Origin of the sequence: Streptomyces sp. NBC_00829 (assembly GCF_045161795.1) — a bacterium.
Classification (GTDB): domain Bacteria; phylum Actinomycetota; class Actinomycetes; order Streptomycetales; family Streptomycetaceae; genus Streptomyces.
Genome location: NZ_CP108867.1, coordinates 7,564,208 through 7,579,039 on the forward strand (window position 1 = coordinate 7,564,208; position 14,832 = coordinate 7,579,039).

Here is a 14,832-nt window from a genome sequence, read left to right on the forward strand (position 1 = left end):
ATCCGACCGGCCCGGCTCCGAGCCTCGCTCAGCCGCCGCCCTCGTTCTTTTCGCGTCTCAGGTAGGCCAGCCGGGCCCGCTTCTCCGGCTTGTCGATCTCGGGGCCGAGCTCGAAGCCCGCTCGGACCAGGCGCTCGATGGCCTTCTCGTTGCGGGCGTCCGGCTCGACGACGAGCCGGTGGAGCGCCGGGTCGGCCAGTACGAAGGCGATGAACGCCTGGAAGAGCCGACCGGTGAAGCCGGGCGTGGTGCCTCCGTCGGCCGGGCCGATCAGGAAGTGGATGCCGCAGTCGCCGGGCTGCATCTCGTAGCACTCGCCGAGCGGGTCGGCTTGCGGATCGTATGTCTGGAAGAGGGCCACCGGCTCGTCGGCCCGGTGGACCAGATAGGCGTGGTGCGTGGAGAGCGAGTCGAGGTACTCGTATATCTCCAGGACCTGTTCACGGCTGTGGTCGGTCATACCCCAGAAGCGGGCACGCTCCTCGCTGACCCAGCCGTGGATCAGGTCGACGTCGGCGGCCGGGTCGACTGGGACGAAGCGTACGGTCCCGAAGCCCTCGATGGTCTGCTCCCGCACGGCCTTGCGCGGGGAGGCGGTGGCTCCAGCGGTCATGTCATCCTCGGTGAGTCGGTCCCAGTCGGTGACGACGGGGACGAGTCCGCCGCTCAGCCACAGGGGCAGTTGGTCGCGGTGGTGGGCGTCGCCCGGTACTCCTGACGCGCCGAAGGGGACCACCCAGAGGCTTTCCTCGCGTCGGTCCAGGTCCCACACATAGCGCGCCGCGGGCCCTCGGATGCTGAGGTCGGTGATGCCCGGAACGCTCGATGTGGACAGCACACAGTCGTGGTCCCCGGCCAGCGCGGGCCACTCCTCCGGCTCGGGGTCGGGCAGGGCCTGCCAGGGGGCGAGGCGATGCCGTTCGCCCCAGGGCCCAGGGGAACCCTCCGCCGCGGTCACCTCTTCCAGGGCCTCCCGCACGACCGCCGAGCGGTCGAGTCCGGGCAGTGCCGCGGTCCTCAGCAGCCCTTCCAGTGCGAAGGCGACGCGGGGGACGAGAGCCAGCCAGGGCTGGAAGAGCGGGGGGTACGGTGCGGCCTCGATGCGTGCCGCCAACGGACGCAGAGCCGGGTGCCACGCGATCCGGCGTACGACCGCTGACCGCAGGTCGGCGTAGACCGAGGCGTCCGTGCTCCCGGCCTCCATCCGGCGGTCCCAGTTCATCAGCCGGTCGCGCAGCAGCCCCGCGCCCTCGCTCAGGCCGTCGAGTGTGGCGACCAGCTCCAGCAGAGGCCCGGCGCTTGCCAGATGGGAGTCCGTGTGAACGGCGGCCATGCTCTTCGCCGACCAGGCGGCCGACTCGCCCAGCAGGGTCCGGATGCGATCGGCCCGGTACGGAGGCGCGAACTCGACCCCGAGCGGCGCCGCGAGCTCCCGCTGGTTCGCCATGACGGCGACGCCTTCCACCGGCTCGCTGGGCAGCGGTTCGTACTGTCCGGTCCACGCGTACGAGCGGTCCCAGGCGGGCACCACACGCAGTCGGTTGTCCCCATGGCGCCGGGGCACCCGGCCCGCGACCCGGTGCAGCAGTCCACCCTGGGTGTCCGCCGCCTGGACGACATTGACCGGCTCCGCCCACCCGTCGAACGCCCGGTCCACGTCGGCGACGGTCCGGGCCCGCAGCAGAGCGGGCAGCGCGCCGAAGCCGAGGTCCTTGTCCACCCGAGGAGGAATGCGGAGACTGATCGCCATCTCCTCGTCGGGTCCGCCGATCACGACGGGCCCGCGTTCGGTCTCGATCACCTCGACCTCGACCGGGTCGCCCCCTGCCACCTCGATGGTCTCCCTGCGCGCGGAAGCCAGACGCCAGCCCTCCGGGCCGAGCGCCTCCACTTGAGCCCCGCGTCGTCGGAGCCGCTCGCGGAAGAGATCCTGATAGTCGGCCATGGCGTTGGTGATCGCCCAGGCGACCGTCCCGGTGTGCCCGAAGTGTGCGATGCCCGGGACGCCGGGCACGGCCAGTCCCACCACGTCGAACTCCGGGCAGGCCAGACGGATCTGCTGATAGATGCCCGGGTCCTCGATGAACCGGTGCGGGTCACCGGCGATGAGCGGCGCCCCGCTGGCGGTGCGCTCGCCGGTGACGAGCCAGCCGTTGCTGCCCGAGGTGCCGTTGCCGTCGGTGGCGAACAGCTCGATCGCCTCGTCACCGAGGGCCCGTGCGACCTCCTCGCGCCACAGCTTGGTGGGGAAGCCCGCGAAGAGGATGTGCGTGGCGAGCCAGATGCTCAGCGGGGTCCACGGCTGCCACCGTCCGGGTGCGAGGCCCGTTTCCGTGAACTGCGGAGCGCGGCGGGCTCCTTCGGTGAGCCCGGCGTTGACCCCGTCGACGTACTTCGTGATCCAGGAGGCGGTGTCCTCGTCGAGGGCGTCGAAGCAGCGTCGGGCGGTGTCGTCGAGCCGCGACTGCCTGGCGAAACGGTCCCAGCCGACCGCGTGCGCTCCCAGGAACGCGGCGGTGGTCCCCTCTGCCCTGTGCCGGTCGGCCTCGATCTGCCAGGCGCGGTCCACGGCGATGTTGTGCCCCTGCGCGAAGGCGAGTTCGCCGGGGCTGCCGGCCCGCAGATGCGGGATCCCCCAGGCATCCCGGTAGATCTTTGTGCTCACTCTGTTCCTGACTCTTTTTAGGTTAGGCTGACCTAACTTAAGGGACAGGTGTTCGGAAGGCAATTCCGGACCGGTACCGCGTCGGTCATGGCCACCGACCGGCGGCCGCCGCGTGTGGACCCCACGCACCACGAACTGCGACTCGTCCCGCGCCGCGACGCCGGCGCCCACCTGGTCGACGGGCGCCCTTCGTCGAAGGCCCGCCGCCCTACCGTCCCACCGGCAGTGTGACGCTGCTGACCCCGGTCCGAACCGTCAGCCGAGTCCCCGCCGGATGGCGCAGCGTGAAGTCGTGGTCGGTCGAGAGCAGCACCACACCCAGCCGGTGCCCCTTCTTGAAGACGTGGTCCTGTGGCTGCATCGCCCACTCCAGCCGGTACTCCCGGCCCTCGACGACCTTGTCCTGCCGTGCGATCGAACGGCGGTTGCGCGCGTCCAGCCAGCCCCGCGACACAATCTTGAAGTCCGTGGTCTCGGTGCGGTGCAGGGTGCGGTAGGCGCAGCCCGTGTCCTGCGGGATGCCCTCGCCGTAGCAGATCAGCTTCGACGTGTCCGTGACGGTGCCTGCGCTCGCGCGGGTGTCCCTGCCGTAGTCGACCAGCAGCGCCGTCACATACGGCGATGTCCCATCCAGCGAGGCCCGCACCGACACCTCGGGAACGCCGTTGACCCGAAGGTCCCGTGCCAGCGGACCGGTCGTGTACGCCAGCCGGTTGGGGTTCGCCGTGTCCGGTTCCGCCGCCAGCTGCTCCGCCTTCAGCGTGCGGCCCGCGTCCGACAGCGACTGTTTCACCGGCGGGCCGGGAAGCGGCGCGAGGCCGCCCGCGTTGAGCCGCAACGTCACCTCACGGGTGCCGGGTTCGGGCCATTCGGACTGCTGACGCCAGCTGAAGTCCGCCTGCTCGACATCGACGCGTGGTGCGTCCAGGGCGCCGTTGTCCAGGTCGTACAGCCAGTAGTCGAACCACTGGTGGAGCTGGCGCAGCCACTCCTCCATGCGCAGCGGCATGGGGTTGGTGTGGCCGGCCTGGTGCAGCCAGAGTTTGCGCGGCACGTCGTACTTCTTGAGCGCCTCCCACAACTGCCCGACGTGCTGGGTCTTCACGTTCCAGTCGTTGCCGCCGTGTACGGCGAAGACGCCGGCGGTGATGTTGCGGACGCCCTTGATGTAGTCGCGCTCCGCCCAGAACCTGCTCCAGTCACCGGTCGTACGGTCCTGCCCGGCCGTCAGGCCGTCCAGGAGCCGCTTGCAGATGTCCCGGTCGGTGCGGCTGTAGACGCCCTTGGCGAGGATGTCGGTGTCTTCGCCCTGGTAGCCGCCGGGGGCCACGACGCCGCCGTTCGCCCGGTAGTAGTCGTACCAGGACGAGATCCCGGAGATCGGTACGATCGCCTTGAGGCCCTTGACGCCGGTCGTGGCCACGGCGGTCGGCAGCGTCCCGTTGTAGGAGATTCCCATCATCGCCGCGTTGCCCGTCGACCAGGCCGCGCCGACCGGCCCGCCGTCCGGGTCCCAGCCCCTGGCCCGGCCGTTCAGCCAGTCCACGGCCGCCTTCGCGCCGAGGGTCTCGTTGCGTCCGCCGGACGTCGGGCAGCCGGTTGAGCCGCCCGTGCCCACGCTGTCGACCTGGGCGACCGCGTAGCCGCGCGGCAGGAAGAAGTTGTCGGTGTACCCGGGGAAGGGGACGGACGGGCCGACGAGTCCGGGCAGCCGTTCCAGGAAGCCGCGCCGGCCCGCGGGCAGCCCGTCGTCGTCCACATCCACCGGATGGAAGGGGACGTCGTTACCGCCGCCCCAGTACGGACTCGCCTCGATGATCGTGGCGACCCTCAGCCCGGCGTCGGTCTCCTTCGGCCGCAGGATCCTCATCCGTACGGTGTCGCGCCGCCCGTCGCCGTCGCTGTCGGTCTCCGTCTCGACGTCCACCTGCTGCGCGATCGCGTCCGCGCGGGAGAACGCCGGCCGGGTCTCATTGCCGACGATCTTCAGCACCGGATCGTCCGCCCGGGCGGACGGGGCGGGAAGCGCCGCCGTCAGCGACACGGCCACGGCGGCGACACAGAGCCGCCGTGCGGTACGTAATGCGTAAGGTCTCGCCACAGTGCCTCCAGGGCCCGGGAAGTAACGATCACGCCGGGAGCGCGCGCACATTCCACCGCGGACGGCTCCTCCCGCGCCAGAGCGCAACTCCCGCCATGTACGCCACACGTGTCACCGGGGTGACCGGCCGGCCCCGGCATCCGGAGCTACGCCGGGCTGTGCGGCTTCACCCCCGGGTTCTTCGGTGAGGGACCGTCGAGCAGCGGCTGCGTGATTTCCCGCAGATGCAGGTCGTAGAAGGCACCCGCAGAGCCCAGGGTGATGGCGCTCGCGCGCTTCGGGTGCGCTCAGGGCGTCACGCCATGGAGCCGACTCCGCGTACGGCTCAGGTCGGGGACACCTCCCGCGGGGACCGCCGGGAGTCGGGGGCGAGCCCGGGGGCGGCCATGAAGGACAGACGTTCCATCAGAGGTCGCTTCCTGGTGTTGTGGAAGGCGGCAATGCGCCACTGCCCGTCGGACTCGCGGACCAGGAGGTACGTCTGGACCTTGCGGAGCTTCTTCGCCCGCTTCCCCTTGCAGGTGTCCCCGCGCCCGGTGACGACGGCGGTGCCCGGACCGTGGAAGCGGATGGCGGCGATCTCGTGGGCCAGCCACGTGCCCTTGACGAAGGTGGCGAACAGGATGCGGTGGCTCTCCACGATGTCGGCGCGGCCCGTGTACCGGGTCCCGGCGAAGGTGGTGTAGGTGGCGTCCTCGGTGAAGTGCGCGCCGTACGCGTCGGCGTCGTGCAGGCGCCAGGCCTCGACGAGGCCGTCCATGACGGCGGAGATCGCGTGCTCGTCGGTTGCGGTGTCCATCGGATCCTCCTGAGGTCGGCGCACCCAAAGCTTGCGTGGTTGCAATATATGCATGTGTGCAATCAATTGGCAAGCCGCATGCGCGCACCGCGAGGGCTGGACCGCGGTAGGACTTGCGGGTGGGCCCTTACGCTGTGCTTGACCCCGAACAGTCGGCTCGGCGACTATCTTCGGGCCCGCCGCGATCTCGTGCGGCCCGAGGACATGGGTCTGCCCGCAAGCACGCGCCGGCGCGTCCACGGGCTGCACCGCGAAGAGGTCGCGCTGCTGGCCGGGATCTCCTGCGAGTACTACCTGAGGCTGGAGCAGGGGCGTGACCAGCACCCCTCCCGCCAGGTGCGCGACGCCCTCGCCCGTGCCCTGATGCTGGACGACGACGCCACCGCCCATCTGCACGCACTCGCCGGACCGGCGCCCCGCCGCCGGGGCGGGCGTCCTGCCGAGCGCGTCCCGGAGGGCGTCCGGCAGCTGGTGATGTCCCATACGGATCTTCCGGCGTTCGTCCACGACCGCTATCTGGACGTCCTGATCGCCAATCCGCAGGCCGCCGCCCTGTCCCCGGGATACCGCACCGGCGTCAATCTGCTGCGCGCCGCGTTCCTCGACCCCGAGGTCCGCGCCCTGCACGAGGACTGGCCAGAGATCTGCGAGGGTGCCGTCGCCGCCGTACGGGCGATGGCCGGCCCCCGATACGGACGACCCGCGGCTGACCGGACTCGTCGGTGAACTGGCCGTGCGCAGTGAGGAGTTCCGCCGCCTGTGGGCACGCCAGGACGTCGGACCACGCACCAGCGGTGTCTCACGCATCAAGCACCCTCACGTGGGGCTGCTGGAACTGCACTACCAGACCCTGGCCGTCACCGGCACCGACGGCCAGGTGCTCGTCATCCACCACGCCCGGCCCGGCAGCGGCACGGCCGAGGCGCTCACCCTGCTCGCGGGCCTCGCCGTCTCCGCGCCGGGCCGCCCCGCATCCACCGGAGCCGACAGCCCGACCCGGTGACCGAGGCCGACCGTAGGATGCAGCGTGCGGTGCCGCCGGCAGCGGCTCACGCACCGCGCGACGAGCGGGAGGGCGCAAGGATGCGGGACCGGGCCACGGCCTCGGGGGTGCACATCAGGCGCGCCACCGCCCGTGACGCGAAGCGGCTCACCCGGCTGGTGCGCAACTCCCGCGCCTACGAGGGCCCGTACGCCCCCATGATCGCCGGATACCGGGTCGGACCCGACTACATCGAGACCCACCCGGTCTTCGTCGCACTCGGCGACGACGAACGGCTGCTCGGCTTCTACGCCCTGATCCTCGACGCCTCGGAACTGGACCTGATGTTCGTCGCCGACGCGGCGCAGGGGCTCGGCGTCGGACGGCTGCTCATCGAGCACATGGCCGGCGAGGCGCGTGAGGCAGGGCTCACCGCCGTACGCGTCGTCTCGCACCCGCCCGCCGAGGGCTTCTACCTCAGGGTGGGTGCCGAGCGCACCGGCACCGTCGGGGCGAATCCGCCGGCGGTGATGTGGGACCGCCCCGAACTGGCCATTCCGGTGCGCTAGGGATTCTCGTTTGGATCTTGCCGGGCTAGCGTGCCCTGGTGCCGCGTCTCGCCGCGTTGTCGTCGGTCGGCATGGCTCCGCCATACCTCCCTCCTCCGCCTGGCGATCCACGGCGCCAGACCCCGCTCACCAATCCGGCCTGATCCAAACGAAAGTTCCCAGCCACCCTGACGGCAAGGGACGTGACAAGGCCTCCCAGCAGGCCGTCTCACGGACTGGACCAGTAAATGGACAGCTTCACCACCCCACCCCTCGGTGGCCTACGATCTCCGACGAGCGGTCGCGTCATGCCGCCCGCCCAGCCTGCCCACCCATGGAGGTCAACCGTGTTCTGGACGGCCAGCGGTCCCCGCAGCCACCGCACCGGCACCCGCGCTCGCGCCACGGCGGGAGCCGTCGCGGCCGGCATGTTCCTTGCCGTGGGGTGTTCGTCCGGGAGCGACGCAGCCGGCGAGGGTGCGGGCGGTGTCCCCGTGGTCACCAAGGGCAAGCTGACCACCTGCACGCACCTTCCGTACCCTCCGTTCCAGTTCGAGCAGAACGGCAAGGTCGTCGGTTTCGACGTCTCCCTGATCGACCTGGTGGCCAAGAACCTCAAGGTCGAACAGAAGGTCCTGGACACACCGTTCGAGAACTTCAAGACCGGTGCCTTCCTCAACTCCGGCGAGTGCGACCTGGCCGCCGCGGGCATGACGATCACCGACGAGCGCAAGAAGAACGTCGACTTCTCCGTCCCGTACTTCGACGCCACCCAGGCGCTCCTGGCGACCAAGAAGAGTGGTGTGACCTCCCTCGCGGACGTCAAGGCCAAGAAGAAGAAGCTCGGCGCGCAGGCGGAGACCACCGGCGAGAGCTACGCCAAGGAGCAGGGTTTCAACCCGGTCGCGTTCGAGAGCTCGGACGCGGTGCTCAACGGGCTGCGCACGGGCCAGGTCGACGCCGTCGTCATCGACTATCCCGTCGTCCAGGGCTGGCTGAAGGACAAGACCAACGCCGCCGAGTTCACCCTCGGCCAGAACATCGAGACCGGTGAGCAGTACGGAATCTCGGTGAAGAAGGGCAACGCCAAACTTCTCGCCGCGATCAACAAGGCGATCACGGACGCCCGCGCGGACGGCACGTACAACAAGCTCTACGAGCAGTGGATAGGCCCGCTGCCCAAGGGCACGTCGTGACCTCTCGGCTGACCAGGCGCCAGCGTCGCAGCATCTCGCAGGGAATTCAGTACGCCGTATTCGTCGCGGTGCTGGTCCTGATCGGCTTCCTGGCCGACTGGGGGCGGCTGCGGAACCAGTTCGCGCAGAAGGATCTCGCCGAAGAGCTCTTCCCGGACATCATCACCACCGCGCTCAAGAACACGGTGATCTACACCCTCTCCGGGTTCCTGCTCGGGCTGGTGCTCGGCCTGATCGTGGCGCTGATGAGGCTGTCGTCCGTGGCACCCTACCGATGGGTCGCGACGGTCTACATCGAATTGTTCCGTGGGCTGCCCGCGCTGCTGATCTTTATCTTTGTGGGTGTGGCGGTGCCGCTCGCCTTCCCCGGGACGCAGATTCCCGGCGGTACGTACGGCAAGGTCGCGCTCGGTCTCGGTCTGGTGGCCGCCGCCTACATGGCGGAGACGATCAGGGCGGGCATCCAGGCCGTACCCAAGGGGCAGATGGAAGCCGCGCGTTCGCTCGGCTTCTCGCACGCCCGGGCCATGGTGTCGGTGATCATCCCCCAGGCGTTCCGCATCGTCATCCCGCCGCTGACCAACGAACTCGTCCTGCTGTTCAAGGACTCCTCGCTGGTGCTGTTCCTCGGTGTCACGCTTGAGGAGCGGGAGCTGACCAAGTTCGGCCGCGACCTGGCCAGCCAGACCGCCAACTCCACCCCCATCCTGGTCGCCGGGCTCTGCTACCTCCTTGTGACCGTGCCGCTCAGCTTCGTGGTGCGCCACCTCGAAGCCCGCGCCGACAAGGCCAGGTGAGGACGAGATGCCGAAGAAGACCGAGACGGTGGACAGCATGGGCGGCCAGGACCGCGCCGAGATCGAGATCATGGGCCTGCACAAGTCGTTCGGCGACAACGAGGTCCTGCGCGGCATCGACCTCGATGTCCGCCGGGGCGAGGTGGTCTGCGTCATCGGACCTTCGGGCTCGGGCAAGTCGACGCTGCTGCGCTGTGTGAACCTGTTGGAGGAGCCCACAACCGGCCAGGTCTTCGTCGGTGGCACGGAGGTCACCGACCTGGATGTGGACATCGACGCCGTACGACGCCGTATCGGCATGGTCTTCCAGCAGTTCAACCTGTTCCCGCATGTGGACGTGACCGAGAACCTCACCCTGCCGCAGCGGCGCGTGCTGGGCCGTGACAAGGCGCGCTCGGCAGCCGTCGCCAGGGAGAACCTGGAGCGGGTGGGGCTGGCGGACAAGGCGGATGCCTATCCGGCGCAGCTGTCCGGCGGCCAGCAGCAGCGGGTGGCGATCGCCCGGGCCCTGTCGATGGGCCCCGAGGTGATGCTCTTCGACGAGCCGACCTCCGCGCTCGACCCCGAACTGGTGGGCGATGTGCTGTCCGTCATGAGGCTGCTCGCCGCGGAGGGGATGACGATGATGGTCGTCACGCACGAGATGAGCTTCGCCCGCGAGGTCGCCGACCGTGTCGTGTTCATGGACGGCGGGGTGATCGTCGAGCAGGGTCCGGCCGAGCAGGTCGTGGGTGACCCGCAGCACGAGCGGACCCGGAACTTCCTGATGCGGATCCTGGACCCGGCCGCGTCGCAAGCACCGGTCCAGGGCACGCGCAGCAACACGCCGGAATCGGGTGACGGGTCGGACGGAGGATGACGGAACCCGTGGGGGCGGGCGCGGCCTGAGTCGACCGGCCCATGGACCGAGGGCGGATGTCCTGACCGTACGGAGCCGTCTGCCCGCGGCCGGAGCGGCCTGCTCGTGGATCATGTGGAGCATGCCGAAGACCTCACGACGCACCGTGATAACTGCCTTCGCCGCCGCGGCCGTTGCGCCCCTGACCGGCGCGGCCGCCGCTCCCGCCCGTGCCGTCGCCGCCCGGCCCCCTCAGACGGTGACCGTCGCCGGCTCGACGGCCGCGGCGCCGGCCTTCGCCGGGGCAGGCACCTCGGTGACCTTGACCGCCGACGACGCCGCCGCGTTCGCCTCCCTCTCCCTGGGCACGCTCACCGCGACCACCCTGGCCGGGTCGCCCGCCCGCACCGAAATCAGCCACGCGGGCAGCCGTGTCGCCGTGCTGACCACCGGTGCCCGTACCGTCGTCCTGCCCGGCCCCGAGCGGGTCTTCCGCGAGAACAAGAAGGCCTTCGCGGACGACTTCGCCCGCACTACCACGGACGGCTGGGGCAACGCGCCGGCCGGCGGCTCCTGGAGCCACGTCAACGGCCCCGACACCGACTACGAAGTGACCGGCGGAGCGGGCGTCGTCACCCTCTCCAGCGCCAACCTCAGCAGACATGTCAGCCTCCGCGACGACGACATCGCGGATGTCGACGTCCGGTCCGAGGCCCACTTCGACGCGGCCCCGGTCGGAGCCGCCCTCTCCTACGCCCTCTCCTTCGGCTACCAGGACACCAAGAACCACTACCGGGCCCGGCTCTCCTTCGCTGCGCAAGGCGCGGTCGAACTGCGCCTGGAGAAGGAGGAGAAGGACACCGTCACCCTCCTCTGCCCGGCCGTCACCCTGGTCTCGTCCGGCGCCGCAACCGCCTCGTGGACCATCCGGGTCCGCCGCGAGGGCACTCGGCTGCAGGCCCGCGCCTGGCGGTCGGGCACCGCCGAACCGGCGGCCTGGACGGTCCAGGCCACCGACACCACGTTCGCGACCGGACGCGTCGGAATCCGCGCGGTCGCCCCCACCGGCAGCACCAACCTGCCCGTCCGGCTGCTGGTGACGGCTTTCGCCGTCGACGCCGCCGTCTGGTCCGACCCGCCCACTGTCACCCACCGCGACTGGGTCCGTGTCCTGCCCGCGCCCTTCGACGGGAACTGGACCGAGGCCATGGAGGAGCGCATCCGCGCCTGGGCGGGCTCGACCGCCCCCGATGTTCTCGCCCACGCCTCGATGTTCCTGACCGGCGCGCCGCAGGTGAGGTCCGCCGCGCTCGGCGCACCCGTCCTCGGCCAGGCGGGATACGGCCCCCTCGTAACCGACGGCACCCGGCGCGAAGGGGCCGACTTCCACGAGTACATGGGCCTTGCGTGGAAGTTCCCGGACGGCACCTCCGCTCCGGCCCCCTCCGTCCAGTGGCACAACAACCTCGACTGCTCGGGCTATGTCCGCATGGTGTACGGCCACCACATGGGTGTCCCGCTCACGGCGAAGGAGGACACGACGGGAACGGTGCTGCCCCGCCGCGCACGCGACATGGCCGCTCACGCCCCCGGCGTCGGAATCGCCCACGAGGAAGCCCAGGCACCGGCGCTGACCGGCATCCAGACGGGCGACCTGGTCCTCTTCGACGCCGACACCGGGGACGGCACGGCGGTCGACCACGTCGGGATCCACATCGGCACCGACCAGCACGGCAACCGGCGCTTCCTGTCCAGCCGCAAGACCTCGAACGGACCGACCATGGCGGACCTGGGCGGCCCCTCGGTCCTCGACGGCACCGGTCTGTACGCCCGTACGCTGCGGACGGTCCACCGCATCTGACGGCACCGCATTAGCGTGGGTTCATGGACAGGCAAGAACCGGCAGGTCCGCTGCCTCCGCCCGCGGGTTCGCCGCTGCCCGGTGACCGGGACTTTCCCGCGCGCCGGGCACCGGGCTGCGGCGGACTTGCCGAGCTGGACGCCCTTGTGAGCGGGTGCCGCGCCTGCCCGAGGCTGGTGGCCTGGCGGGAGGAGGTCGCGGCGACGAAGCGCGCGGCATTCCGGGACCAGGAGTACTGGGGGAGACCCGTCCCGGGCTTCGGCCCGCCGGACGCGGCGCTGGCCGTGGTCGGACTCGCGCCCGCGGCGCACGGCGGGAACCGCACCGGCCGGATGTTCACCGGGGACGCCTCCGGCGACTTCCTCGTCAGGGCGCTCCACGCCGTCGGCCTCGCGTCCCAGCAGACCTGCACGCATCGCGACGACGGACTGCGACTGCGCGGGGTGCGGCTCATGGCGCCGGTCCACTGCGCTCCTCCGCAGAACAGGCCCACGCCGCTGGAGCGGGACACCTGCCGGCCGTGGCTCGCGAGAGAACTGGAACTGCTGAGCCCCACCCTGCGGGCCGTGGTCGTTCTGGGGGCGTTCGGCTGGCAGGCGGTGCTGCCCGTGCTGGGCGACGCGGGGTGGCAACTGCCGAAGCCGCGCCCGGTGTTCGGACATGGTGCCGAGGCGACGCTGCTGCGGGACGGTGGTGACGGGGACGGTGCCGTACGGGAGCTGCGACTGCTCGGCTGCTACCACCCGAGCCAGCACAACACCTTCACCGGGCGGCTCACGCCTCCCATGCTCGTCGACGTCCTTCGTCAGGCCGTCGCCGTCGCCGGTCTGGATCAGTGACGACAGGACGGCGGTCCGCCCGCAAGCGGAATGCCTTTCGTTGTCTCCGCTGCTCCGGGCCGAGCCCTGCCGAGCGGCCCCTCGGTCTGGGGCGTGGGACCGGCCTTCTGCCCGGTCGCGGTTCTCCGCGCATCACACGCCGGGAACGACTGCCCTTGCGCCGGCGCGCCGTGCGTTCACAGGAGCAGACGCAGGGTCGTGTCCGCGACACCCAGCCGTACCGTCTGCCCCCAGGTCAGTTCGAGCGCGTCGTTCTCGATGCCGTCGCCGAACGCGACCAGCCGGTCGGACTCCACGACCAGCCTGAGCCGTTCGGCGCGGTTGAGCGCTCCTTCGACCAGCGACGTGCCGGTGGTGGGGGAGGGCCAGGCTTCGCGCACGAACCAGATGAGCCGCGGATCGGCGGGGCCCGGCAGCGCCAGGCGGCTCCCGCGCTCCTGCCATAGCGAGCGAAGCCAGCCGGTGGCGCCGGTGCCGGTGCCGACCAGTACCCCCGACGACGCCTGCGCCTCGGCCGGGGCTGTATCGCCGTCGTGCCCGATGTGGTAGCGGGCGGTCTGATGTCCCCGCGCGCCGAGATAGATCTCGTTGAGGGCAAGCAGGCGCTGAGTGTCGTCGGCGACCGCTTCCACCATGGTCAGCTCCTCCGTCGCGCACCCCCGGGCGACGGCCGCGGGCAGCAACGCGGGCGCGTCGCACGCCCGATGGCGGACGAGCACGCCTGGGTTGCGGCCCGGATCGGCGTCGATGCCGATCACCGGCTGTCCCGACAGATACTTGGCCGCGTTGGCGACCAGCCCGTCCTGTCCGACGACGATCACCACGTCCTCGGGGGCGAACAGGAAGCGGTCGAGGTCCGTCCGTTCCACCCGGGCCTGGCGCCACCGGAGCGGCACCGCGGCGGCCACCTGCGCGAGCGCGTCCCGGGTCCGTCGATGCCGCTCGGCCACCTCCTGGATGCCGCGCCCGCGCGAGGAGAGAAAGAAACCGGCCTGGCCGTGCGTGCCGTGGCGGGCCAGCAACTCCTCGTACTCGGTGGTGCGATGCACCAGCACGGCCCGCGGCGCGAGGCTCATCCCTGTTCTCCGCCCGGCCGGGCGAGCTTGGCGAGCAGGCCGGTCAGCACGTCGGGGGAGATGGTCAGGCTGTCGATGCGCGGCAGGTTCTCGGCGAGCCGGCTGCCGGTCAGCGCATGCAGGGTCGCCGCGTCGACATCGGCATGCACGCGCAGCCAGGCCGCCTGTGCCTGTGCCCGTGCCTCGCCGACCTCTCGCGCTGCCTCGGCCTCGGCCTTGGCGAGGCGTACCGTGCGCGCTGCCTCGGCCTCGGCCCGCACGCCGTCGGCAGCGGCGCCCTCCTCCGCCTCACGGCGGGCGTTGGTGCCGCGCTGCTCGACCAACTGCTCCTCACGACGGGCCAGTTCGATCTTACTGGCGAGTTCGTTCTCGGCGATGGCACGTTCTCGCTCCACCGCCACGGCCCGCCGCTCGTAGGTTGCCCGGTCCGCCTCCTGCTGGATCTGCTCCCGTGCCGGGGTGCGAAGGGCGCGCTCGACCTCCGGCTCGGGGCGAAGCGCGACGACACGGACGGCGACCACGGCGATGCCGGTGGCCTCCAGCCGGGGCTCCTCGGCCAGCCCCTCGGCGATCCGGTCCCGTACGGAGGCGACACCGTCGACCAGTGCCGCCGCCAGCGGGGTGCGGGCGAGGACGTCGAGGCCGTGCTGCTGGGCCGTCTCGGTGAGCAGGGTGGAGATCTGCTCCAGCGGGGCGCCGCGCCAGACGCCCGTGTCGGGGTGGACGGAGAAGTCCAGGCGGGCGGCGGCCGTGGCCGGATCGGCGATCCGGTACGTCACCGTCGCCTGCACCGTGACGTCCTGGAAGTCGGACGTACGGGCATGGAAGGCCATGGCCAGTTCCCGGTCGTCCACGGGTACTTCGCACAGCGCGGCCGTCAGCGCCCGGAACCAGAAGCTGAGTCCGGGCCCGTCGTGGACGAGCGTTCCGCGCCGGTGGTGGCGGACATGGGCGGTGGGCGCCGAGCGCAGATGGCGCCAGCCGAAGCGTCTGATGATGTCGGCCATGAGGACCTCCCCTTTTCGTCGTATCGACGATATCTGGACGATCCGCTTATCGTCAATACGACGTAATGGGGTTCTCGTGCGAGAGGGCGGCGCGCCGGTGCGTGCCGCCCTCCCGGGAGCGCT

13 protein-coding genes are annotated in these 14,832 nt (G+C 70.9%); 8 read left to right on the forward strand and 5 right to left on the reverse strand.

All coding sequences use genetic code 11. The features are described 5' to 3' along the window. Window positions 1-28 precede the first annotated feature (28 nt). The 3 genes from OG293_RS33940 to OG293_RS33950 form a co-directional block, all read right to left on the reverse strand. Window positions 29-2,665, reverse strand: a complete 2,637-nt coding sequence (locus OG293_RS33940) for a GNAT family N-acetyltransferase (RefSeq protein WP_406002563.1) — start codon at window positions 2,663-2,665, stop codon at window positions 29-31. 208 nt (window positions 2,666-2,873) lie between these two features. Beyond that, window positions 2,874-4,766, reverse strand: coding sequence for a Xaa-Pro dipeptidyl-peptidase (locus OG293_RS33945; protein WP_406002564.1), 1,893 nt, complete (start codon window positions 4,764-4,766; stop codon window positions 2,874-2,876). A 325-nt stretch (window positions 4,767-5,091) separates the two neighbouring features. Next, window positions 5,092-5,565 carry an SgcJ/EcaC family oxidoreductase gene (locus OG293_RS33950; RefSeq protein ID WP_406002565.1) on the reverse strand — a complete coding sequence of 158 codons (474 nt, stop codon included), beginning with the start codon at window positions 5,563-5,565 and terminating at the stop codon, window positions 5,092-5,094. 138 nt (window positions 5,566-5,703) lie between these two features. Between OG293_RS33950 and OG293_RS33955 the strand changes: the two genes are divergently transcribed. The 8 genes from OG293_RS33955 to OG293_RS33990 all read left to right on the forward strand — a co-directional run bounded on the left by OG293_RS33955 (window position 5,704) and on the right by OG293_RS33990 (window position 12,626). Further along, window positions 5,704-6,291, forward strand: coding sequence for a helix-turn-helix transcriptional regulator (locus tag OG293_RS33955; RefSeq protein ID WP_406002566.1), 588 nt, complete (start codon window positions 5,704-5,706; stop codon window positions 6,289-6,291). A gap of 7 nt (window positions 6,292-6,298) precedes the next feature. Beyond that, complete coding sequence (locus OG293_RS33960) at window positions 6,299-6,568, forward strand: hypothetical protein (protein WP_406002567.1); 270 nt, start codon at window positions 6,299-6,301, stop codon at window positions 6,566-6,568. A gap of 80 nt (window positions 6,569-6,648) precedes the next feature. Continuing rightward, entirely contained in the window at window positions 6,649-7,116 is a 468-nt protein-coding gene (locus tag OG293_RS33965; RefSeq protein WP_406003800.1) for a GNAT family N-acetyltransferase, read from the forward strand. A 407-nt stretch (window positions 7,117-7,523) separates the two neighbouring features. Beyond that, on the forward strand, window positions 7,524-8,291 hold the full coding sequence (locus OG293_RS33970; protein WP_406003801.1) for an ABC transporter substrate-binding protein: 768 nt from the start codon (window positions 7,524-7,526) through the stop codon (window positions 8,289-8,291). Continuing rightward, entirely contained in the window at window positions 8,258-9,088 is an 831-nt protein-coding gene (locus OG293_RS33975) for an amino acid ABC transporter permease (RefSeq protein WP_406002568.1), read from the forward strand. Before OG293_RS33970 ends, OG293_RS33975 begins: the two co-directional genes overlap by 34 nt. Before the next feature lie 7 nt (window positions 9,089-9,095). Further along, window positions 9,096-9,947 carry an amino acid ABC transporter ATP-binding protein gene (locus OG293_RS33980; RefSeq protein ID WP_406002569.1) on the forward strand — a complete coding sequence of 284 codons (852 nt, stop codon included), beginning with the start codon at window positions 9,096-9,098 and terminating at the stop codon, window positions 9,945-9,947. Window positions 9,948-10,068: 121 nt separating this feature from the next. Then, window positions 10,069-11,787 carry an NlpC/P60 family protein gene (locus OG293_RS33985; protein WP_406002570.1) on the forward strand — a complete coding sequence of 573 codons (1,719 nt, stop codon included), beginning with the start codon at window positions 10,069-10,071 and terminating at the stop codon, window positions 11,785-11,787. 23 nt (window positions 11,788-11,810) lie between these two features. Beyond that, window positions 11,811-12,626 (forward strand): uracil-DNA glycosylase, encoded by an 816-nt coding sequence (locus OG293_RS33990; RefSeq protein WP_406002571.1) that lies wholly within the window; start codon window positions 11,811-11,813, stop codon window positions 12,624-12,626. 176 nt (window positions 12,627-12,802) lie between these two features. Here OG293_RS33990 and OG293_RS33995 read toward each other — a convergent pair whose 3' ends face one another. Both OG293_RS33995 and OG293_RS34000 read right to left on the reverse strand, forming a co-directional pair. Next, window positions 12,803-13,702: a hypothetical protein gene (locus OG293_RS33995; RefSeq protein ID WP_406002572.1), complete on the reverse strand. Its 900-nt coding sequence runs from the start codon at window positions 13,700-13,702 to the stop codon at window positions 12,803-12,805. Beyond that, window positions 13,699-14,709 carry an SPFH domain-containing protein gene (locus OG293_RS34000; RefSeq protein WP_406002573.1) on the reverse strand — a complete coding sequence of 337 codons (1,011 nt, stop codon included), beginning with the start codon at window positions 14,707-14,709 and terminating at the stop codon, window positions 13,699-13,701. Before OG293_RS34000 ends, OG293_RS33995 begins: the two co-directional genes overlap by 4 nt. Between the last annotated feature and the right edge of the window lie 123 nt (window positions 14,710-14,832).

Coding starts and splice junctions, on each gene's coding strand:
- OG293_RS33985 (WP_406002570.1), top strand. CDS start 10,069: ATGCCGAAGACCTCACGACGCACCGTGATAACTGCCTTCGCCGCCGCG.
- OG293_RS33965 (WP_406003800.1), top strand. CDS start 6,649: ATGCGGGACCGGGCCACGGCCTCGGGGGTGCACATCAGGCGCGCCACC.
- OG293_RS34000 (WP_406002573.1), bottom strand. CDS start 14,709: ATGGCCGACATCATCAGACGCTTCGGCTGGCGCCATCTGCGCTCGGCG.
- OG293_RS33950 (WP_406002565.1), bottom strand. CDS start 5,565: ATGGACACCGCAACCGACGAGCACGCGATCTCCGCCGTCATGGACGGC.
- OG293_RS33980 (WP_406002569.1), top strand. CDS start 9,096: ATGCCGAAGAAGACCGAGACGGTGGACAGCATGGGCGGCCAGGACCGC.
- OG293_RS33970 (WP_406003801.1), top strand. CDS start 7,524: ATGTTCCTTGCCGTGGGGTGTTCGTCCGGGAGCGACGCAGCCGGCGAG.
- OG293_RS33990 (WP_406002571.1), top strand. CDS start 11,811: ATGGACAGGCAAGAACCGGCAGGTCCGCTGCCTCCGCCCGCGGGTTCG.
- OG293_RS33995 (WP_406002572.1), bottom strand. CDS start 13,702: ATGAGCCTCGCGCCGCGGGCCGTGCTGGTGCATCGCACCACCGAGTAC.